Source organism: Marivita sp. (assembly GCF_965656765.1).
Taxonomy (GTDB): Bacteria; Pseudomonadota; Alphaproteobacteria; order Rhodobacterales; family Rhodobacteraceae; genus Marivita.
The window spans coordinates 23,591-42,962 of the sequence record NZ_CBFHLV010000024.1; the positions used below are offsets into that span (position 1 = coordinate 23,591).

Genomic DNA, 19,372 nt, shown 5'->3' on the forward strand with positions numbered 1-19,372 from the left:
TTATCCCCTGTTGGTGTTTGGCAGAATTGTGTGAAGTGTGTCTTCGGCAGCGGCAAATAACGCGCCTTCGTCGAGCCCCGGAAACTCTCCGTTCTGCCAGACGATGCGACCGTTGATCATTGTCAGGTCAGTAGGCGAGCCGACGCCGACTTTGGCCAAAAGGCTGATCGGATCGTGGCGCGTGCCGATGTAATCAAGCTTGCGGGTGTCGATGGCGAACAAGTCCGCCGCCATACCCGGGCGCAGCGCGCCGATATCATTCCGTCCCAAAAGCGATGCACCACCTTCAGTGGCATAGTGCAGGAATTGCCCCGGCACTGGCACGCCGTCCTGCCGCGTTGACGCCACAAGGCACTGCAGCATGTAGGCAGAATGCACACAGTGCATCAGGTTCGAATTGTCGTTCGACGCAGCACCGTCAACGCCCAACCCAACTCGGACGCCCAGCGCGTCCATCGCTGGAATGTCGGTCACTTCGGCCCCGACCAGATAGACGGGCTCCGGACAATGCGAAACTCCGGTGCCTGACGCGGCAAGCTTGGCAAGTTCGTTGCGGGTCAGTTCCCAAGCATGGGCATAAAACGTATCCGACCCGGCAAAGCCAATCTCGGCGCAATAGTCCACAGTGCGCATGCCATGCACCTGCTCAACGACCGGGCTTTCGCCCTCGCCAACATGGCTGTGCAGGATCACGCCCTTGTCGCGAGCAAGGCTGACGGATTGCTCGAACGTTTCGCGGTAGCAATTGACCGGCTGACAGGGCGCGACCGCAACCTGACGCATCGAGAACCGCGACGGATCATGGAACGCATCGATCGCCCGTTCGCAATCGCCAATGAATTCGTCTGTGCTTTCGAGCATCTCGTCTGGGATCGTGCTGCCCTCGGATTTAGGCAGCGTGTTGCCCCCTCGACCTGCGTGAAACCGCATGCCCAAAAGCTCTGCTGCTTCGAATTGGCGGTCGATGATCCGCGATCCGGCATGTCGGGGAAAGCAATACTGGTGGTCGAACGCCGTAGTGCAGCCGTGCTTGATTAGCTCGGCCATCGCCACGACCGAACTGTGGTAAAAACAGTCCTCAGTCAGGCGCGAAAAGATCGGATAGATGCGGTCCAGCCATTCGATCACTGAATAGCGGGTCCAGTCCAGCTCAGCCCGGTTGCGGACGAAGCACTGAAAGAAGTGATGATGCGTATTGACGAGTCCGGGATAAATGAAGTGCCCAGTGGCATCTATCACCTCGGTCCCTTCGGGCGCGTCTTTCGACAAGTCCGGACCAATCGCACTGATCGCACCGTTTTTGCACAGAACATCCTGACGCCAAAGAACCGGGTCGTTTGCAGACGTGATGATTGCTTCGCAGGATTTGAGAAGGAGAATGCTCATGCCGGATGCGCCAATTCGTGCAAACGGTGGATACCTGGCATTTCAATGAACCCGGGCAAGGAACGGATCGCCCGCATCCAAAGCCGGATCGACGGGTATGGATCAAGACTGACACCGCCATCTGGCGCCAGCGCCGTGTTCGGGAAGCAGGCAATGTCGGCGATGGTTGGCTGTGAACCAGTCAGAAACGTCTCGCCATCAAATCGTTGTTCGGTCAATCGCTGTTCCAGTTGGCGAAGCGCCAGATTGCCCTGTGTACGCACCACGTCGATATCGGCGTCATATCCCAATATGTCGTGCAGACGCGCCAACCCAAGGGTGTCGTTCAAGCCAGACGCAAATGACAGCCAATGGTCATCATCGTCGCTTTGCCATGTTGGCGTGTCGGCGATGAGGTGTCGTAGTATTTCGGCGCTGTCGGTGAGGATGACATCCCCGTCTTGCAGGATCGGCAATGTTCCTTTGGGGTTCAGGGCCAACATCTCGGGCGATTTGTGTTCGCGGGCTGGATGAAAATTAACGGCCCGCAATGACAGGTCTTTGCCCAGCAGCGCTGCCATCAAGCGTATTTTGTAGCAACTGGCGCTGAGAACGTAGTCGTATAGGATCATGCTGCCACCAACTGCGCGCCATAGGTGTACCCAATTTTTTTGAGCCAACGGCGATACGCGACCGATGTCATATCAGCCTGTGTTGGTGCCTCCATTCCCGGATCCAACGGCAGCTTACGTGGGATCTGATTTTCAAGGATCGATCTGTCCTGCATGAAAATCAGTTGCTGAAAACTGACCATCTCGGCCATCGTGGAATCATCATCATAAAGCGCCATCCACGGCCAAACCTCGCACCATTCATCAGTCAATGGCTGAACGAACAGCGTGATGATATCCCATTCGCCGGGGCGCGGCGGGCACGTCTTGTAAAGCACCGAACAGGTCGGTGCAGGCACGCGGTACATATATTCCGTAGTAATCCCGCCTTCTGCGGATTTGGCGGCTTGCGGTTGAAAAAACTTGACCTTGGTTGCCCAAACTTCATCCACCTCTTCTCGGATCTTCACGTCGTAGCGATCTACCTCGGTATGCGGCTCGGCTCCAAGAATGTCGGTATGCACAAACGGGAAATGCGCGATGTCAAGGAAATTCTCTACTGCGCGCAAGGGTGAGCATTTTACCCGAACCGACCCGACATCGACCAACCGACGCCCGGGTGCGTCGACTTCGGGAATGGTGAACAGATCACGATTGGGCTGACCCGGGCTGGTCCAGAGATGGCCAAAACGTTCGACTGTCGGCAGTGCCTTACCTGCAGCATCTTTGACCCAACATGTCCCATCATCAAGACCCAGAATGATCTTGCGTCCCAGCAGCAACGTTTCGCGCGGTGCGTCGATGCCCGAGATCATCGCAACGGGATACCAATGGTTGTCTATTGCATCGCTCATTTCACAGCCCCCTCTAGCATAACCCTCATCTCTTCGAGCCAGCGCGAAACATCTTTGCGATCATGTTCCGGTGCCGCGAGCGCATGCACGACGCATTGGGTCTCGCTACAGGGTTGCACGGCCAATAGCGCATCATAATCAGATACCACTGCGACAGTTGTCGATGCCCCTGCCCCAAAATGCGCCGCAAGGTTTGCCGCCGACATGAGGACTGGCAGCGATCGAACGGGCTTGCGCGCCCCAACGTCCGGCGGCGGTTGATCCGTGTCGCCGAGCGAAACCCAAATAACACCACCAGCCTCAACGCAGCGGTAGGTCGGAACGCAAATCGTATCTGGAGGTGTGAGTTTCGGATGGGCTGGGATGTAGTCGCAAGTGCCCGCCTCGTTATATTGCCAGCCATGGTAGATGCAGGCCAGCGTTTCGCCGCGCACAAACCCATGTGACAGACGCATGCCGCGATGTGGGCAGCGGTCAGACCACGCATGGTAGACGCCGGACGGCGTACACCAGATGGCAAGTTCCGTATCATCTATGCGGCTTGGGATTACGATGCCGGGCGGGACATCTTCTTTCAAAGCAACAGCAATCCAGTCCATGTCCGCTCCACGTAAGTCGCGCCAGACTAGACAGAGCCGCTTTGACTTATCAATCACTGGATCGTTGAAACTAGGGCAAAAACCGAAGCACTTGCCCAATTATTGCACTAAGCGATGAAAATGTGATCGCTTACCTTTTCAGGCGCACGCATCGGTTGTGATCGTCACAGTTTCGACCAACACGCTTTCAGGACCAAGACTCGCCCCAAGCGCCAAAGCTTGCAGCATTTCCTCTGCCCCCTGCGCCGTGACCTCAAGGCCCGTTGCAACCGATTGCGTTTTCACTGCGACCAATCCTAGCTTGTGCGCGTGCTTGGCAATCCAGTTCAGAAAGTCGTCACTGTGCACATCGCCGGTCAAGTGGATTTTAGCCGACACGATGGAGGACACCGGTTTCACCTCTAGTCTTTGGTCAAATGCGATTTGGCCATCATCATATGAACACCCTTTTCGCGGTTCACCGATTGCGTGATGCGCAAATCACCAGCCAAGGAACACAGCATGTATGCGTCGGCGCGGCTGATCCCGAGGCGGTCTGACAGAACTGAAATCATCCGGCGTAAGGCGATCTCGACACAAACGTCGAGATCGGGATGCATGCCCATGGTGATGTAATGCGTTGGTGTTTCAGCTTCAGGATAAGTCACATCCAGATCACGGCGCACCGTCAGCCTGAACTTGCCCTGCAATGCGGTTTCAATCGCGGTGACACAGACTTCGCCATCGCCCTGTGCGCCATGCCCGTCGCCACAGGAAAACGACCCGCCTTCAGTAAACACCGGCAAGTAAAGCGTCGTGCCAGCAACCAGTTCCTTGTTATCCAGATTGCCGCCATGCGCACGCGGCTCGATCGTTGAAATGCGCCCCCACTCAGGCGGCGGTGCGACGGCCATTACCCCAAAGAACGGCGCAAGCGAGAGCTTGGCACCCCATGGCATTTTCGCCTCACCACGTTCGATATCTAGCGGGATGGTGTTGTGGTGAAACTGATCAAAATCGAGCGGCAATGTGCCCGCAAGCGGACGGATGAAGTTGTACCCCCAGTCCTGTCGCAACTGGACATCAAGTATATCAATCTGGAGGACGTCCCCAGGCTTCGCCCCCTCAATGGCAACCGGTCCTGTCAGGATATGCCCCGGCGCGGTCGGCTCTCCGGCTTTGTGCATCTCCAAAAGCTCTGGCGGAACGTGAAACCCGTCACCTGGCAAAACAGCTTTGCCGCCTGAGACGGTATTCATCGTCACCTCACTCCCGCTGGCAATGGTTGCAACCGGATCAAGCGACGCGTCGAAATAACCCCAATGGCAGTTCTTCGGCCCAGCATTGATGATCATGTCGGCAGCCTCTGTTCAGCAAGGGTCACCCAATATGAACAGCCCGTTGGAATCACATCGTCGTTGAAATCATATTCCGGGTGGTGCAGCCCCGGCCCCTCACCGATTCCAAGCTGGATGTATGCGCCCGGACATGCCCGAAGCATATAGGCGAAATCCTCACCACCCGTGGTACGAGGCGCATCGGTGATGCAAACGCCAGCCACGTCTTTGGCTGCACTGATGCAATATTCGGTTTCGACCTCGTGGTTCTCCATCACGGGATAGGGTTCTTCATCGAACCCAAACTCCGCTTCTGCGCCATAGCTCTCGGCTGTCAGGGTCGCGAGCGCCTTGATCCGGTCCATCGTCTTTGCGCGCACGTCCATGTCGAAACTACGGACAGTGCCGCGCAGAATGACGTGTTCGGGGATCACATTGAATGCGTCCGATTCCGTTCGAAACGACGTGACAGATACAACCAAAGGCTGCTGTGGATCCGTGTTGCGCGACACCACGGATTGCAGCGCCATCACTATCGCAGACGCCGCAAGCGTGGTGTCCACCGTGTTATTGGGGCGCGCAGCATGTCCGCCTTTGCCGCGCACATTGATGTGGAAACTGTCAACTGCTGCATAGAACGCGCCCGGTCGGATCGCGAACTGACCTAATGGCAAAAGCGGCGAGTTGTGGAGGCCATAAATTTCCGCGATGCCGAACTTTTCAATCAGACCATCCTGCACCATTGCTTCGGCCCCGGCGCCGCCCTCTTCAGCGGGTTGGAAGACCACTGCGACAGTGCCATCAAAATTGCGCGTCTCAGCTAGGTACTGCGCCGCCCCCAAGAGCATCGCCGTGTGCCCGTCATGCCCGCAGGCATGCATCTTGCCGGGCGTCTTGGACGCATGCCGTGCTCCCGATGCCTCAAGGATCGGCAATGCGTCCATATCGGCGCGAAACGCGATGGTCTTACCGGATGTGTTGGTCTTGCCTTCGATGAGCGCAACGACACCTGTGCGCCCGATCCCTTCGACCACCGCATCGCAGCCAAAGGCCCGAAGCTTTTCCGCAACGATCCCAGCCGTTCTGGGCAGGTCATACTGCAATTCCGGATTTTCGTGCAGATCCCGCCGCCATGCGGTGATTTCAGGGTGCAATTCGGCAAAACGATTTCGAATGGGCATAAGATATCGAGTCCTTGGTCGCGGGGAATGCCGACATCAGACCCGATATAGACGTCAGGGGCAAACGAGAAAATCGCGGGGCTTCGTTTGACAATGGGTGAACTGAAACAGCGCACAGGGATTGATCAAATTCGTCCTGATCAAACGGCAAAAGAATGCCCAGTAAACGTGGTGCGGGCGGTGGGACTCGAACCCACACGGCGCTAAGGCCTTCGGATTTTAAGTCCGATATGTCTACCATTCCATCACGCCCGCGTGTGCTTATCCCTAGCCGGGAGGTTTGGTGAAAACAATGGTTTGGAATGCTGAAATTGTGGAAAAATCCGTTGCGATTAAAGTTCGTCGCCCAGCGGCTCTTTGATCAGCGCGCGTTCGCCCAGCCACGGATTCAGTTCGACGGCGTCTTTCAAGACATCCTGCGCCTCGTCTTCGCGCCCCAAGGCGATAAGGGTTAAGGCTTTGCCGGTCAAAGCGCCCGTGTGGCGGGGGTTCAGGTCAATCGCCTGATCGATATCTGGCAACACGGCGGGGTAGTCACCGCGCAGGTAGTTCACGAAAGCCCGCTGATTGTAGCCTTCGGGGTAGAACGGGCAGTATGACACCAAGGTGTCCAGCCGGTCCATCGCCCTTAGGTAATCGCCCACCCGCATTGCACGAAGAGCTGCGTCCAACATCATCTGCGACGGCTCGTCCGGCGCCTCGAGCCACAAATCCCACATCTGGTTCGAAAACTGCCGCGCAATCATTTCGTTCGGCGCCCGTTGCACCTCGGCATACAAATCATCCAATGCAGCAGTATGATCCGGCGCCACGGGGCATCCGTCAGCAAATGCGCTTGACGCGGAACTCAGAACGATGAGGCAAGCAAGGAACTTTCGCATGACTATATAAACTAAGCCGGTGCCGCCGGGGTCAAGTCACGTTCCCGAAAGTCTCTTCTTTGACCGCTTGCATCGCAACATAGGTCGAGGTCGCTGCCACATGCGGCAAGGTCGAGATCCGTTCGGCCAGCACCTTGCGATAGCTCCGCATATTCGCAGTCCGCACCTTGAGTAGATAATCAAAATTGCCCGCGATCAAATGCGCCTGTTCGATCTCGGGAATCTTAGCCACTGCCTCGTTGAACGCCGCCAGTGCCGCCTCTCTCGTGTGGGTCATTTTCACTTCGACAAAGGCGATGTGATCCAATCCAAGCCGGATCGGATCAAGCAGAGCGCGATATCCTTGGATCGCCCCCATCTCTTCGAGGCGACGCAAGCGCGCTTGGGTTGGGGATTTCGACAAGCCGATCCTGCGGGACAGCTCGGTTATCGACACCCGCCCATCCCGTGCCATTTCCTGTAGGATCGCCCGATCGAATCTATCCAGATCAGAAATAATCAAATCGCCCGCCTTTCAGCTCAATTTCAGTTCAAATACAGCACCAAATTGAAATAATCCGGCATTTTTTCTGCATATCACACGGTACTGTAGGGGATATGACTGGAGATCGCCATGCCCCGTGATGACCTGCCCAACCTCCGTGCCCTCATCGACGAAACCACATATGCCGATGAGAGCCATGTCGTCGATCAACTGCGACGCACCGCGCAAGTCGCGCAGAATGATCGTGATGCCATAACGTCGCGTGCGACCAAATTGGTCTCGGCTATCCGTGAAGATTCGCGCCCCGGTATGATGGAAGTCTTCCTGAGCGAATATGGGTTATCGACCGAAGAGGGCATCGCCCTGATGTGTTTGGCCGAAGCGTTGTTGCGCGTGCCGGACGCAGCCACCATTGACGCGCTGATCGAAGACAAGATCGCCCCGTCGAACTGGGCCAGCCATCTGGGCGAAAGCACCTCTCCGCTGGTGAATGCGTCAACCTGGGCGTTGATGCTGACGGGTAAGGTTCTGCAGGACGAACAACCCGGCCCTGTAGGCCACCTGCGCGGAGCAATCAAAAGGTTGGGCGAACCGGTCATCCGCGCCGCCGTCGGTCGCGCGATGAAAGAAATGGGGGCGCAATTCGTTCTAGGAGAAACCATACAGTCAGCCATGGCGCGCGCCGCCAAGCGCGAAGCCAACGGCTATACCTATTCTTACGACATGCTAGGCGAAGCGGCACGCACGGAAACCGACGCACGGCGCTACCACCTTTCTTATTCGCGGGCGATCAGCGCAATCGCCGAAGCAGCCACGTCCAAAGACATCCGTGAAAACCCCGGCATCTCTGTCAAGCTCTCGGCGTTGCACCCACGCTACGAAGAAGCACAGCATGAAACGGTCATGACCGAAGTCGTTCCACGCCTTCGGACATTGGCACAATTGGCGCGCTCTGCCGGGATCGGCCTTAACATCGATGCAGAAGAAGCGGACCGGCTGTCTATTTCGCTTGATGTGATCGAAACCGTGCTTTCCGAACCATCACTCAAAGGGTGGGACGGATTTGGCGTCGTTGTACAAGCCTATGGTCAGCGTGCTGGACACGTCATTGACTGGCTATACAACCTTGGCGAACGGCTTGATCGCAAGATCATGGTGCGTCTAGTCAAGGGCGCGTATTGGGACACTGAAATCAAGCGTGCCCAAGTTGCTGGCCTCCCCGGCTTTCCTGTATTTACCGCCAAGCATCACACCGACATCAGCTACATCGCAAATGCGCAAAAACTTTTGGGTATGACTGATCGCATCTACCCACAATTCGCGACGCACAATGCGCACACGGTTGCAGCGATCCTACACATGGCAAAAGACCGATCCTCTTTCGAATTCCAGCGCCTTCACGGTATGGGCGAGGCATTGCACGACATCGTCAAGGACGCCGAAGGCAGCCGCTGCCGCATCTACGCACCCGTCGGGGCCCACCGGGACCTGCTGGCCTACCTTGTGCGCCGCTTGCTGGAGAACGGCGCAAACAGTTCGTTTGTAAACCAAATCGTCGATACGGATGTGCCACCATCCGAGGTTGCAGCAGATCCGTTCGACGCCCAATCGATACCGAAGCTGCCAACTGGACCAGACCTGTTTACGCCCGAACGCCCGAACTCTATGGGCTGGGATTTGGCCCACCGACCGACACGCGTGGCAATCGAAGACGCACGTGGGCCGTTCGCATCTGCATCTTGGAAAGCTGAACCGCTACTGGCCACCAAAGCCAGCGTTGGCGCCTCTGACAAAGTGACCAATCCCGCCCGGCCCAGCGACATCGTGGGCAAGGTCACATGGGCCACGGCTGAAACCGTCGCAGCGGCATGCGCCGCGGCAAAACCTTGGTCTGCGGCGGCAGATGAACGCGCAGCGATTCTGCACCGGGCCGCAGATTTGTACGAGGCAAATTACGGCGAACTCTTTGCGGTTTTGGCACGCGAGGCTGGTAAATCCTTGCCGGATGCAGTGGCCGAACTCCGCGAAGCAGTGGATTTTCTGCGGTACTACGCCGCCCGTGCGGAAGGCCCAGATCCTCAAGGTGTGTTTGCCTGTATCAGTCCATGGAATTTCCCCCTCGCAATCTTTACCGGCCAGATTTCAGCAGCGCTCGCGACAGGGAATGCCGTGCTGGCGAAACCTGCTGAACAAACCCCATTGATCGCCCATCGCGCGACAGAACTGCTGCACGAAGCAGGTGTGCCGCGCAGTGCCCTACAGCTCTTGCCTGGTGCGGGTGACGTCGGTGCCGCCCTCACCTCGAATCCGGTCGTCAAAGGCGTGGCCTTCACAGGCTCCACGCAAACAGCGCAGATCATTCATCGCAGTATGGCAGACCATCTTGACCCGGGCGCGCCCCTGATTGCCGAAACGGGTGGCCTTAACGCCATGATCGTGGACAGCACAGCCCTGCCCGAACAAGCCGTGCAGGCCATTGTCGAATCCGCTTTCCAATCCGCAGGTCAACGCTGTTCGGCCCTACGGTGCCTTTATGTGCAGGAAGACATTGCCAAATCGTTTACGGAAATGCTGACCGGTGCAATGGATGCGTTGGTGATTAAAGATCCATGGGTCTATGGGACGGACGTTGGCCCCGCGATTGATGCCGAGGCACGAGATGGGATCATGTCTTACATTGATACCGCCGAGGCCGAAGGCCGCGTTTTGCATCGACTGCCGCTGCCCGGCGGTGGCACATTTGTGCCGCCGACGCTGATTAAAGTCGGCGGTATAGCAGACATGGAGCGCGAGATCTTTGGCCCAGTGCTGCACATCGCAACCTTCAAATCCAAAGATATCGACAAGATTATTGATGCGATCAATAGCACCGGATACGGCCTGACCTTTGGCCTGCAAACTCGCATTGATGATCGTGTCCAGCATGTGTCAGATCGGATTGAGGCCGGCAATATCTACGTGAACCGCAACCAAATCGGTGCGATTGTCGGGAGCCAACCCTTCGGTGGGGAGGGCCTTTCAGGTACGGGGCCAAAAGCAGGCGGGCCGAATTATCTTGCCCGGTTCCGCAAACAACCAGCAGCAATGGTTGGTAAAGACTGGAGTAAACAAGACGACCAAAAACGTCTGACAAAAGCCTTCGCAGCCGCGACATCAGACCAACCTGTCAGTACGACAACCTTGCCGGGCCCCACCGGAGAATCGAACGTGTTGACCGCTCTGTCACGCGGGCCCTTGCTCTGCATGGGGCCGGGCCAAGACGCAGCGAATGCGCAAGCTAAAGCTGTCAACGCCGTTGGTGGTGTTGCGGTGGTCTGCGCCGGTGACGTGGATCCCGACTGGTTGTCAGAGTTGCCGATGGAAGGCGCGCTGTGGTGGGGCGATGCTGGCACCGCCCGTGACCTGCGGGCGGCACTCGCGACAAGGGCCGGGCCGATCCTTCCTTTGATCACTGGATTACCGGACGCCGGCCATGCTTGCCGCGAACGTCATGTCTGCGTCGATACCACCGCCTCGGGTGGAAACGCACAACTCCTGAGCGGCGCGGCTTGACGCGCCGTCGCTTTGGCACAAGTGTCGCGGCATGTTTCCGATCCGTGATCACAACCCATCAGGCCGAACGCCGTTTGTCACCTACGCGTTGATTGTCGCGAATGTGGGCATTTTCCTAAGCTATTGGCCGGTGATGCAAAGCGATCAGGAAATCCTGCGCTTCTACTTTGACTGGGCGCTCATCCCGGCCCTGATTAGCGAAGGTCAGGGGTGGAGCGGTTTTTTGACGTCGATGTTCCTGCATGGTGGTTGGATGCACCTGATCGGCAACATGCTGTTCCTGTTCATCTTTGGCGATAATATGGAAGATGAAATGGGGCATGCCGGCTTTACCCTGTTTTATCTAGCGGCGGGTTTGGGGGCCGGCTTTATCCACTACATCAGCGCGCCGGGCTCTCCTGTTCCGACCGTCGGCGCATCAGGTGCCATTGCAGGCGTAATGGGGGGGTATCTACTGCTTTTTCCAAAGGCGAAGGTCGACATCCTGATCATCATCGTCATCATCTTTCGCATTTTTCCGATACCCGCCTGGATTATGTTGGGCCTCTGGTTCGCCATACAGGTTTTTGGCGGTTTTGGCACAGCAGCTGATGAAGGCGGTGTTGCCTATTGGGCGCATGTCGGCGGGTTTGTGATCGGTCTGGCACTGACCGTGCCGCTCTGGCTCCGGCTCGGTGGTGCAACGTATTGGGACCGCACCGAAGGCCACCCACCGCATCCCGAGGCGACATACAAATTGAGCCGCTCAAACATCCCAAAAGTGCGCCGGTGATGACGTCACCAAGTAAAGTCACGTGCCACTGCGGTGCTGTCGAACTTGTGATCCGTCTGACCGGCAAACTGTCAGACGCCCGGCGATGTGATTGTTCGTATTGCCGGCGCCGGGGGACCCCGACAGCAACCGTTAACCGCCAAGACCTGACCCTAGTAAAGGGGCAAGACGCCTTGACCTTGTACAGTTTCGGAACGCACACGGCGAAACACTATTTCTGCAAGATTTGTGGCATCTACACGCATCACCAACGCCGCTCTGACCCAGAAGAATACGGGGTGAACATGGGCTGCATAGATGGCGTGAACCCCAAGGATTATGAACCCATCGGCTGGCATGACGGCGTGAATCACCCCTCGGATCAGTGATCCGACCACGATAGGGACCAAATCCAAACAAAGCCTGAACACGCGTGATTGCACGGGTCCGCCTGCGCGTGTATCCCTCGGCAAAATCAAAATTCAAAGGAACGCGATCATGGCCTCCTACCAGTATGTTTACCACATGAGCGGGGTTTCCAAGACTTATCCCGGTGGCAAGAAAACATTTGAAAACATCCACTTGAACTTTCTTCCCGGTGTCAAAATCGGTGTCGTGGGCGTTAACGGCGCCGGTAAATCGACGCTGCTCAAGATCATGGCCGGTCTCGACACCGATTTTTCTGGCGAAGCGTGGGCGGCCGAAGGTGCCAAAGTTGGCTACCTGCCGCAGGAACCGCAGCTTGATCCATCACTGAATGTGCGGGAAAACGTCATGCTGGGCGTGGCTGAAAAGAAGGCCAAGCTGGATCGCTTTAACGAATTGGCAATGAACTACAGCGATGAAACCGCTGACGAAATGGCCAACCTGCAAGACGAAATCGACGCCAACAACCTATGGGATCTGGACAGCCAGATTGACGTTGCAATGGAAGCCTTGCGCTGCCCACAGGATGACGCAAACGTCGAGTCGTTGTCAGGTGGTGAGAAGCGTCGTGTCGCGCTGTGCAAGCTGCTGCTCGAAGCGCCCGATATGCTGCTGCTTGACGAACCGACGAACCACCTTGATGCGGAAACGATCGCTTGGCTGCAGAACCATTTGATAGAATATAAGGGCACAATCCTGATCGTCACACACGATCGCTATTTTCTTGATGATATCACGGGTTGGATTCTCGAACTCGACCGTGGGCGCGGTGTGCCTTACGAGGGCAATTATTCCAGCTGGCTTGAACAAAAGGCCAAGCGGCTTGAGCAGGAAGCGCGCGAGGACAAAGCCAAGCAAAAAACGCTTGAGCGCGAATTGGAATGGATGCGGCAGGGGCAGAAAGCCCGTCAGGCCAAATCGAAGGCGCGTATTCAGGCCTATGAGGAAATGGCAGGTCAATCCGAACGCGAACGCGTCGGGCGCGCGCAGATCATCATTCCCAATGGTCCACGGCTTGGGTCAAAAGTGATCGACGTCAATGGCTTGAAGAAAGCAATGGGCGACAAACTGTTGATCGAAGACCTGTCGTTCAGCCTGCCGCCGGGCGGTATTGTCGGTGTGATTGGCCCCAACGGTGCAGGTAAATCGACTCTTTTCAAGATGTTGACGGGCCACGAACAACCCGACGACGGTGACGTTTCATACGGCGATACTGTGCAACTGGCCTATGTCGATCAGTCACGCGATGATTTGAACCCAGATGATACCGTCTGGGAAGCGATCTCGGGCGGTGCGGAGATCATCAATCTGGGTGATGCCGAGGTGAATTCTCGCGCTTATTGCGGATCGTTCAACTTTAAAGGCGGCGACCAGCAGAAGAAGGTCGGCTTGCTGTCAGGTGGTGAACGCAACCGGGTGCACATGGCGCGCCTTCTCAAAGAAGGTGGCAACGTTCTTCTCCTTGACGAACCGACCAACGATCTGGACGTTGAAACGCTTCGCGCGCTTGAAGACGCCATTTCCGATTTTGCCGGGTGTGCAGTGGTGATCAGCCACGACCGCTTCTTCCTCGACCGTCTGTGCACACATATCCTGGCATTTGAGGGCGATGCGCATGTAGAGTGGTTTGAGGGGAACTTCGAGGATTACGAAGAAGACAAGAAGCGCCGTCTTGGTGCTGACGCGCTTGAGCCAAAGCGGGTGAAGTTTAAAAAATTCGTGCGCTGAAATCGTTTAGAACCAGTGGGCCGAACGAGGGTGGGTTTTACCCACCCTTTTTCATTTAGGCAGCGACTAGCAAGGCCACGCCCCACATCCCCAGCGCAAAGACCGTATGTGCAATTAATCCCATAATGCGCGCACGCCACGGTGTGTCTGTTTTGCTGGCTGCCCAGCCAAGGCCCATGCCGGGCTGAAGCAGGAACCAACCGGCTGCAATGGTCAGGATCGAGAAGATCCAGATCGGAAGGAACGCAGCGTTGACAAGCCAGTCTGGTCCAAAAATCACGAGAAACAGAACACCATAGATAATGCCAACGCCGTAATGCACCGCCCAGCCAATACTGGTTTCGCCAGTGACCGGGGCAACCGCGCTGATATCGTCGTTGAAGACTTGTCCTTTGGTCGCCTGTACCGACCAACGGCCAACATTGCCCCAGTTAGGCAAGGGCATCCCTACAAGCTGCCGCAGCAAAAGCGCCCAGATATCCATGGCCAATGTGCCGCCAATGCCCATTAGAACCCCTGTAGTCAGCCAGTCCATTCTGTTCTCCCCTCCGATTGAAAGAACAGAGTACAGATTGGGTCACAAATGCCAATGCAGTGTTAGCTCACCCAGCCAACGATCTGTTCGGCGCGCATGGCCCCAGATTGGCGTGCGCCTTCGCGGCCCTTTTCAAAGCGGATCATTGTCGGAATACCCCTGATGCCATATGCTTGGCCCGATTGCGGGAAGTCTTCTGTATTGATTTTCACCAGTCGTGCGCGGGTTTTCAAGGTGCTCGCAGCCTTTGAAAACTCTGGCCCCATCATTTTGCAGGGGCCGCACCAAGGCGCCCAGAAATCCACGACAAGCGGCACCTCGTCATTGCGGGCAGCCTTTTGCAACGTCGTCCAATCGACCTCAACTGCTTTGCCTGGCATCAGCACCGCGCCGCAGGTTCCGCATTTCGGGGTAGCATCCAACCGTTCCACAGGCACGCGATTGATTTGACCGCAATCTAGACAAGTGAGTTTCTTTCCAGCCATCGCAGCAACCTCCAGTTACATTCGAAACACGATATATGTATTGCGCAATCCGTCAGCAAGTCCCCGCTCATGCTGATCCAGCGAGAGAATTATCTTGTGAGACTCGCGTCAACCTGTCATATCTACTGCGCTAACGATCTTCTACTCGACCTTCTGTTTTCCGACACCGGCACGCAGCTTTCGATCCAGACGTGACTTTGCCGGGTTGCCGCATACTGTGGGCAACGGACAACACAAGGATACTTCACATGGCCACTGGCACAGTGAAATGGTTCAACACCACCAAAGGCTACGGCTTTATCGCACCCGATGGCGGATCCAAGGACGTTTTCGTCCACATCTCCGCTGTTGAGCGTTCGGGCCTCACAGGTCTCAGCGACGATCAGAAGGTGACCTTCGACATCGAAGCAGGCCGTGACGGCCGCGAAAGCGCGATCAACCTCGCGCTGGCATAAGCCACACAGATTTTCGGATCGAAAACCGCCCGAGAGCACATCGTTTTCGGGCGGTTTTTCTTTGCGCTGCACAGGGACCAGTGGCCTCATCTCTCTGGTTACCATTTGCTGGTTTGTGACCTTTGTGCCGCAACAGCCCCATGACGATGGTGAAACCATGTGCGATACCGCTTGTTTCCAAGTAAATCAGTGGCAAAATTGCGATTGTTATCGAGTGTCTAAAGACCAGAACCACAAGGAATAGTGCTGCCCATGATTTCCAGACACCACTTTATCGCCGCTTCGGCCGCCACTTTGGCCGCCCCAAGCATCGCATCCGCGCAAGCGTTTCAGATTGACCCCGTCTTCCGCCCACAGAACGTGCGTATCAAAGCTGATATCGCGCCGGGCCAGATCCTGATCCTGCCGCGCGCGCGCACTTTTTATATCACGTGACTCAATCCGGCGTTGCCCGGCGCTATGGCGTTGGTGTTGGTCGCGCAGGCCTCGAGTTCACGGGCACAGCCGAAATCGCCGTTAAAAAAGAATGGCCCACTTGGCGTCCCACGAACGAGATGATTGAGCGCGAGCCGAACACCTACTCAAAATTCGTCGATAACGACTATGTCCAACCCGGCGGGCCGGGAAATCCTTTGGGCGCGCGCGCGCTGTACCTGTTCCAGAATGGCCGCGACACGTTCTTCCGCATCCATGGCACAACGTCACCACGGTCGATTGGTCAGTCGGTGTCGAATGGCTGTATCCGTATGCTCAACACCCATGTCGAAGACCTGTATGACCGCGTCCCAATTGGTACGGTTGTGACGGTTCTGTAAAAAAGCCCTTCAAACCGGGGCGCGAAATGCACGTGCCTCCGGTTTGTCCACCCGCTGCCACAAACTGAGCACGATCGTTGACCATTGCAAGGCTGGTGACGGACTATTCCGTAGTAGACGCAGAAGGGGCTTGGACATGGCGGCAATAGCACTCATCGTGGGCAGCGTTCTTGGCTGGATAGCTGCAATCCTAGCCTTGATAGCGGGTGCGGTCGCGTCGACGGCCTTTGTCATGTTCCTGCTGACCAGCTTGGCATTCTTGATTGTCACCATCTTGTGTCCGCCCTCAGAGCGGAGGAGATGCGCCTAAAAAGAAGGCGCAATCCCAATGTGAGGATCGCGCACTTTTTATTTGCGGATGCTGTCAGGCGTTACAGCAATACATGAATGACCAGCAGGTTCGGGATAATGCAGACCGCGGCAATGCAAAACAGTTTTGCCCAATGCGACGCAGTGCGAAAAAGCGTATTTTCCTCAAGCGCGTCACCATAAGCCATCGCAGCATATAACAATGCCCCAGATTGCCCGTTTTCAATCAAACGGTTACGCTCAATATCAGCGCGGGCTTCGGCATACCGTTTTTCCAGCGCTTGTTGTTCAGTCTTGGCAGCCACCCGTGCATCCATACCTGACATTGTCACTCTCCCATAAGTCAAAGACCGTTTAAGGATGGGGCAGATTACCCTCAAGGCAACCCCGTTTCACATCAAAGCGACGACCCTGGTTTTTTCTTGCGTCGCAATTGGAATCATCTGAAAAATTGTATCGCAAAGTTACCATTTTCGACCACTGCTCCGACACGGCTCAGTTAAGCGAATTTGACTGACAGCGCCCGTCGTGCCGACTTGCCCGACGGAAGATATGACAGACAGGAGTAGAACGGATGGCCACTGGCACCGTCAAATGGTTCAACACCACAAAAGGCTACGGTTTCATCGCACCGGACGGCGGCGGCAAAGATGTCTTTGTCCACATTTCCGCAGTTGAACGGTCAGGTCTCACAGGACTAGCGGACAATCAGAAAGTGACCTTTGACCTCGAAGCAGGTCGCGATGGTCGCGAGGCGGCCGTGAATATCTCGCTCGCCTGATTGCGTTCAGGGCTTAGCCCAGTCCACATCCTTGGCGTCGGTGATCAATAGACGGCCGTTTAGCCAAGGCCGAAACAACGCACGGGCGGCTTCTTCGTCGCCCGTCAGCCAATCGTCGACCGTGTCTGGCGCAAGAACGACACCCATCCGATCATGAATGCCCCGCAAATCCCCATTGGGCGGACACGTCAGCGTTGCCACCTGCGGCACATTGATCCCGCCGGGGCCATGCCAAACGTCAAAGATGGCCGCAAACCAAAGCGGTGACCCGTCTTTGGGCCGAATATCCCAAACAGTTTTGTGACGTGTTTGCCCCGTCCATTCGTACCACCCATCAACCGGTACCACGGCGCGGCGCAGGTCGTCGAAAGCGCTTTTGTCGAACACAGTCTCGGATCGCGCATTGATGATCGTTTCCATCACAGGACGCCCGCGGGCGTTTTTGCGGCCTGTTGGGATCATCCCCCAGCGCATCTTTTGAAACCCGTTGGCTGTTAAAACCAGAATGTCCTGCCCAGGCTGGATATTGCTGCGCGGTGGCTCTGCGTCGGGCATAGGCACGCTTACAGTTTTGGCCAACTCGGACGTATCGCGAACCAAGTAGAACCGCCCAGGCATCAGTCTGACGCGCGGTCTACCAGTTCCGCCACGGCCGGGCCCATCGCCTCCACAATCAGGTCGACACCTTCCGCATTCGGGTGGATGCCGTCCATTTGCATTACGTCACGCAACTCTGCCGGGGTTTCGCCCACGCTATAAAGCCCCTCGAAAAACCGGGGAAAATACAGCGCGCCATAGCTTTCGGCCAATTCAGGATACATCGCATCGAATTCGGCTTTGTATTCGGGGCCATAATTTCCGGGCGCTTCCATCCCAACCACAAGCACCTCAAGGTCGTTGTCGCGGGCCACCGTCAGAATGCCATCCAGATTGGCACGCGACACAGCCGGATCGAGCCCACGAAGCAGATCATTGCCACCCAATGCAACAATAAGCGCATCGGTCGACGGGTTTAGCGACCACGCAACCCGCGAAAGACCACCCGCAGTGGTATCACCCGACACTCCTGCGTTGACCAGACGTACATCAAGACCGCGTTCTTCAAGCCATTCGCGCATTTTCGGGACAAACCCGTTCTGGTCGATCAGGCCATACCCAGCCGTCAGGCTGTCGCCCAAAGCGATCACTTCGACGGTATCGGCCTGCGCGGCGGTCACTGTGCAAAGACACACAACGGTCATGCGCACCTTGCTCAACACCTGTGACGCCCCATATGTGAACCATTGCAACATCATAAAGCCTCGTATCCCATGACCCAGTCCGTTCTCGACCTCAAAGATGTCACGCTCAGCCTCAAGGGCAATGCCGGAATGGTCGAGATCCTACATGGGATCACGCTTTCTGTTCACAAGGGCGAGACTTTGGGCCTGATCGGCCCGTCTGGATCGGGCAAATCCTCGCTGCTGATGGTCATGGGCGGACTTGAGAATGCTACGTCGGGAAGCGTTCTTGCTCTGGGTCAGGATTTGACCGCGATGGACGAAGACAAAATGGCCCGATTCCGGCGCGACCACATGGGCGTTGTGTTTCAGTCATTCCACCTGATCCCAACTATGACAGCGCTGGAAAACGTCGCAACCCCATTAGAGCTAGCAGGCGAGAAAGATGCCTATGCCCGCGCCGAGGCAGAGCTTGAGGCGGTTGGATTGGCACATCGCTCCGATCATTACCCCGCCCAGATGTCCGGCGGCGAACAGCAGCGGGTCGCCTTGGCCCGCGCATCTGTCACACGGCCCGAAATCCTGCTTGCCGATGAACCCACAGGCAACCTTGATGGCGTAAACGGTCAGGCAATCATCGATTTGCTGTTTGGTCTGCGTGACCGCCATGGCGCAACATTGGTACTTGTAACGCACAGCCGCGAATTGGCGGCGAAATGCGACCGCGTGATCCGGCTGACGGACGGGCACATTGCTGACAATGAACTAAAGGCTGCCGAATAATGGCTTTGACGACTGCGGCCCGCTTCGCCCGCCGGGAACTGCGCGGAGGTCTCAAGGGCTTTCGCATTTTTCTGGCGTGTCTCGCTCTTGGCGTCGCTGCTATCGCTGGCGTCGGGTCCGTACGATCAGCAATTCAGTCGGGTCTAGAGGCGCAAGGCTCCATACTCCTGGGCGGCGATGCGTCGGTTGAATTCACTTACCGCTTTGCCGAACCTGAAGAACGTGCATATCTCGAAAGCAT

22 protein-coding genes, 1 tRNA gene and 1 pseudogene are annotated in these 19,372 nt (G+C 56.5%); 9 read left to right on the forward strand and 15 right to left on the reverse strand.

The window, feature by feature from the left end; translation table 11 throughout:
* From ACTG4M_RS08835 to ACTG4M_RS08880, 10 genes are all read right to left on the reverse strand, one after another.
* A complete protein-coding gene (locus tag ACTG4M_RS08835; protein ID WP_439123287.1) occupies positions 1-1,386 on the reverse strand; it encodes an amidohydrolase in 1,386 nt (461 codons plus the stop codon).
* On the reverse strand, positions 1,383-1,997 hold the full coding sequence (locus tag ACTG4M_RS08840) for a glutathione S-transferase family protein (RefSeq protein WP_439123288.1): 615 nt from the start codon (positions 1,995-1,997) through the stop codon (positions 1,383-1,385). Before ACTG4M_RS08840 ends, ACTG4M_RS08835 begins: the two co-directional genes overlap by 4 nt.
* On the reverse strand, positions 1,994-2,830 hold the full coding sequence (locus ACTG4M_RS08845) for an aromatic ring-hydroxylating dioxygenase subunit alpha (protein ID WP_439123289.1): 837 nt from the start codon (positions 2,828-2,830) through the stop codon (positions 1,994-1,996). The genes ACTG4M_RS08840 and ACTG4M_RS08845 overlap by 4 nt, the downstream gene beginning before the upstream one ends.
* Positions 2,827-3,429, reverse strand: coding sequence for a Rieske 2Fe-2S domain-containing protein (locus tag ACTG4M_RS08850; protein ID WP_439123290.1), 603 nt, complete (start codon positions 3,427-3,429; stop codon positions 2,827-2,829). The genes ACTG4M_RS08845 and ACTG4M_RS08850 overlap by 4 nt, the downstream gene beginning before the upstream one ends.
* Positions 3,430-3,567: 138 nt before the next feature.
* Positions 3,568-3,807 (reverse strand): hypothetical protein, encoded by a 240-nt coding sequence (locus ACTG4M_RS08855; RefSeq protein WP_439123291.1) that lies wholly within the window; start codon positions 3,805-3,807, stop codon positions 3,568-3,570.
* A gap of 23 nt (positions 3,808-3,830) precedes the next feature.
* Positions 3,831-4,763: an acetamidase/formamidase family protein gene (locus tag ACTG4M_RS08860; protein WP_439123292.1), complete on the reverse strand. Its 933-nt coding sequence runs from the start codon at positions 4,761-4,763 to the stop codon at positions 3,831-3,833.
* Positions 4,760-5,926, reverse strand: coding sequence for a M20 aminoacylase family protein (locus ACTG4M_RS08865; protein WP_439123293.1), 1,167 nt, complete (start codon positions 5,924-5,926; stop codon positions 4,760-4,762). The genes ACTG4M_RS08860 and ACTG4M_RS08865 overlap by 4 nt, the downstream gene beginning before the upstream one ends.
* A gap of 169 nt (positions 5,927-6,095) precedes the next feature.
* Positions 6,096-6,181: transfer RNA gene (locus tag ACTG4M_RS08870), tRNA-Leu, on the reverse strand.
* A gap of 77 nt (positions 6,182-6,258) precedes the next feature.
* The gene (locus tag ACTG4M_RS08875) at positions 6,259-6,807 is read right to left on the reverse strand and encodes a tetratricopeptide repeat protein (protein WP_439123294.1); all 549 of its coding nucleotides are present in this window, start codon (positions 6,805-6,807) and stop codon (positions 6,259-6,261) included.
* Between the two features lie 31 nt (positions 6,808-6,838).
* The gene (locus ACTG4M_RS08880) at positions 6,839-7,309 is read right to left on the reverse strand and encodes an Lrp/AsnC family transcriptional regulator (protein ID WP_439123295.1); all 471 of its coding nucleotides are present in this window, start codon (positions 7,307-7,309) and stop codon (positions 6,839-6,841) included.
* Between the two features lie 111 nt (positions 7,310-7,420).
* Here ACTG4M_RS08880 and putA point away from each other — a divergent pair, with 111 nt between their 5' ends.
* The 4 genes from putA to ettA all read left to right on the forward strand — a co-directional run bounded on the left by putA (position 7,421) and on the right by ettA (position 13,748).
* Positions 7,421-10,843: a bifunctional proline dehydrogenase/L-glutamate gamma-semialdehyde dehydrogenase PutA gene (gene putA / locus ACTG4M_RS08885; protein WP_439123296.1), complete on the forward strand. Its 3,423-nt coding sequence runs from the start codon at positions 7,421-7,423 to the stop codon at positions 10,841-10,843.
* Positions 10,844-10,874: 31 nt separating this feature from the next.
* Positions 10,875-11,615, forward strand: coding sequence for a rhomboid family intramembrane serine protease (locus ACTG4M_RS08890; RefSeq protein ID WP_439123297.1), 741 nt, complete (start codon positions 10,875-10,877; stop codon positions 11,613-11,615).
* Entirely contained in the window at positions 11,615-11,983 is a 369-nt protein-coding gene (locus ACTG4M_RS08895) for a GFA family protein (RefSeq protein ID WP_439123298.1), read from the forward strand. The genes ACTG4M_RS08890 and ACTG4M_RS08895 overlap by 1 nt, the downstream gene beginning before the upstream one ends.
* 109 nt (positions 11,984-12,092) lie before the next feature.
* Positions 12,093-13,748, forward strand: a complete 1,656-nt coding sequence (ettA, locus tag ACTG4M_RS08900) for an energy-dependent translational throttle protein EttA (RefSeq protein ID WP_439123299.1) — start codon at positions 12,093-12,095, stop codon at positions 13,746-13,748.
* A 55-nt stretch (positions 13,749-13,803) separates the two neighbouring features.
* Here the strand turns inward: ettA and ACTG4M_RS08905 are convergent, their stop codons facing one another.
* Together ACTG4M_RS08905 and ACTG4M_RS08910 are read right to left on the reverse strand one after the other, a co-directional pair.
* Complete coding sequence (locus ACTG4M_RS08905) at positions 13,804-14,283, reverse strand: DUF2938 domain-containing protein (protein WP_439123300.1); 480 nt, start codon at positions 14,281-14,283, stop codon at positions 13,804-13,806.
* A 62-nt stretch (positions 14,284-14,345) separates the two neighbouring features.
* The gene (locus ACTG4M_RS08910; protein WP_439123301.1) at positions 14,346-14,768 is read right to left on the reverse strand and encodes a thioredoxin family protein; all 423 of its coding nucleotides are present in this window, start codon (positions 14,766-14,768) and stop codon (positions 14,346-14,348) included.
* 248 nt (positions 14,769-15,016) lie between these two features.
* On the opposite strand from ACTG4M_RS08910, the gene ACTG4M_RS08915 reads away from it, so the two are divergent.
* Both ACTG4M_RS08915 and ACTG4M_RS08920 read left to right on the forward strand, forming a co-directional pair.
* The gene (locus tag ACTG4M_RS08915; RefSeq protein WP_299784372.1) at positions 15,017-15,223 is read left to right on the forward strand and encodes a cold-shock protein; all 207 of its coding nucleotides are present in this window, start codon (positions 15,017-15,019) and stop codon (positions 15,221-15,223) included.
* A 252-nt stretch (positions 15,224-15,475) separates the two neighbouring features.
* Positions 15,476-16,038: pseudogene (locus tag ACTG4M_RS08920) on the forward strand (L,D-transpeptidase).
* A 371-nt stretch (positions 16,039-16,409) separates the two neighbouring features.
* Here the strand turns inward: ACTG4M_RS08920 and ACTG4M_RS08925 are convergent.
* Positions 16,410-16,673, reverse strand: coding sequence for a hypothetical protein (locus ACTG4M_RS08925; protein ID WP_439123302.1), 264 nt, complete (start codon positions 16,671-16,673; stop codon positions 16,410-16,412).
* A 248-nt stretch (positions 16,674-16,921) separates the two neighbouring features.
* Here ACTG4M_RS08925 and ACTG4M_RS08930 point away from each other — a divergent pair, with 248 nt between their 5' ends.
* Positions 16,922-17,128 (forward strand): cold-shock protein, encoded by a 207-nt coding sequence (locus tag ACTG4M_RS08930; protein WP_072776069.1) that lies wholly within the window; start codon positions 16,922-16,924, stop codon positions 17,126-17,128.
* Positions 17,129-17,134: 6 nt separating this feature from the next.
* On the opposite strand, the gene ACTG4M_RS08935 is transcribed toward ACTG4M_RS08930, so the two are convergent.
* Positions 17,135-17,746 carry an SOS response-associated peptidase gene (locus ACTG4M_RS08935; protein ID WP_439123303.1) on the reverse strand — a complete coding sequence of 204 codons (612 nt, stop codon included), beginning with the start codon at positions 17,744-17,746 and terminating at the stop codon, positions 17,135-17,137.
* Positions 17,746-18,369 carry an arylesterase gene (locus tag ACTG4M_RS08940; protein WP_439123304.1) on the reverse strand — a complete coding sequence of 208 codons (624 nt, stop codon included), beginning with the start codon at positions 18,367-18,369 and terminating at the stop codon, positions 17,746-17,748. Before ACTG4M_RS08940 ends, ACTG4M_RS08935 begins: the two co-directional genes overlap by 1 nt.
* 69 nt (positions 18,370-18,438) lie before the next feature.
* Here ACTG4M_RS08940 and ACTG4M_RS08945 point away from each other — a divergent pair, with 69 nt between their 5' ends.
* On the forward strand, positions 18,439-19,131 hold the full coding sequence (locus ACTG4M_RS08945; RefSeq protein WP_439123305.1) for an ABC transporter ATP-binding protein: 693 nt from the start codon (positions 18,439-18,441) through the stop codon (positions 19,129-19,131).
* On the forward strand, positions 19,131-19,372 hold a 242-nt coding region (locus ACTG4M_RS08950; protein WP_439123306.1), incomplete at its 3' end, for a hypothetical protein. The genes ACTG4M_RS08945 and ACTG4M_RS08950, both read left to right, overlap by 1 nt.

What these genes read in the sequence shown, in the direction of transcription:
- ACTG4M_RS08840 (WP_439123288.1), bottom strand. Translation starts at nt 1,997, where the DNA reads ATGATCCTATACGACTACGTTCTCAGCGCCAGTTGCTACAAAATACGC.
- ACTG4M_RS08945 (WP_439123305.1), top strand. Translation starts at nt 18,439, where the DNA reads ATGACCCAGTCCGTTCTCGACCTCAAAGATGTCACGCTCAGCCTCAAG.
- ACTG4M_RS08850 (WP_439123290.1), bottom strand. Translation starts at nt 3,429, where the DNA reads ATGGACTGGATTGCTGTTGCTTTGAAAGAAGATGTCCCGCCCGGCATC.
- ACTG4M_RS08890 (WP_439123297.1), top strand. Translation starts at nt 10,875, where the DNA reads ATGTTTCCGATCCGTGATCACAACCCATCAGGCCGAACGCCGTTTGTC.
- ACTG4M_RS08910 (WP_439123301.1), bottom strand. Translation starts at nt 14,768, where the DNA reads ATGGCTGGAAAGAAACTCACTTGTCTAGATTGCGGTCAAATCAATCGC.
- ACTG4M_RS08905 (WP_439123300.1), bottom strand. Translation starts at nt 14,283, where the DNA reads ATGGACTGGCTGACTACAGGGGTTCTAATGGGCATTGGCGGCACATTG.
- putA (WP_439123296.1), top strand. Translation starts at nt 7,421, where the DNA reads ATGCCCCGTGATGACCTGCCCAACCTCCGTGCCCTCATCGACGAAACC.
- ACTG4M_RS08860 (WP_439123292.1), bottom strand. Translation starts at nt 4,763, where the DNA reads ATGATCATCAATGCTGGGCCGAAGAACTGCCATTGGGGTTATTTCGAC.
- ACTG4M_RS08935 (WP_439123303.1), bottom strand. Translation starts at nt 17,746, where the DNA reads ATGCCTGGGCGGTTCTACTTGGTTCGCGATACGTCCGAGTTGGCCAAA.
- ACTG4M_RS08915 (WP_299784372.1), top strand. Translation starts at nt 15,017, where the DNA reads ATGGCCACTGGCACAGTGAAATGGTTCAACACCACCAAAGGCTACGGC.
- ACTG4M_RS08895 (WP_439123298.1), top strand. Translation starts at nt 11,615, where the DNA reads ATGACGTCACCAAGTAAAGTCACGTGCCACTGCGGTGCTGTCGAACTT.
- ACTG4M_RS08940 (WP_439123304.1), bottom strand. Translation starts at nt 18,369, where the DNA reads ATGACCGTTGTGTGTCTTTGCACAGTGACCGCCGCGCAGGCCGATACC.
- ettA (WP_439123299.1), top strand. Translation starts at nt 12,093, where the DNA reads ATGGCCTCCTACCAGTATGTTTACCACATGAGCGGGGTTTCCAAGACT.
- ACTG4M_RS08875 (WP_439123294.1), bottom strand. Translation starts at nt 6,807, where the DNA reads ATGCGAAAGTTCCTTGCTTGCCTCATCGTTCTGAGTTCCGCGTCAAGC.
- ACTG4M_RS08925 (WP_439123302.1), bottom strand. Translation starts at nt 16,673, where the DNA reads ATGTCAGGTATGGATGCACGGGTGGCTGCCAAGACTGAACAACAAGCG.
- ACTG4M_RS08865 (WP_439123293.1), bottom strand. Translation starts at nt 5,926, where the DNA reads ATGCCCATTCGAAATCGTTTTGCCGAATTGCACCCTGAAATCACCGCA.
- ACTG4M_RS08930 (WP_072776069.1), top strand. Translation starts at nt 16,922, where the DNA reads ATGGCCACTGGCACCGTCAAATGGTTCAACACCACAAAAGGCTACGGT.
- ACTG4M_RS08845 (WP_439123289.1), bottom strand. Translation starts at nt 2,830, where the DNA reads ATGAGCGATGCAATAGACAACCATTGGTATCCCGTTGCGATGATCTCG.
- ACTG4M_RS08835 (WP_439123287.1), bottom strand. Translation starts at nt 1,386, where the DNA reads ATGAGCATTCTCCTTCTCAAATCCTGCGAAGCAATCATCACGTCTGCA.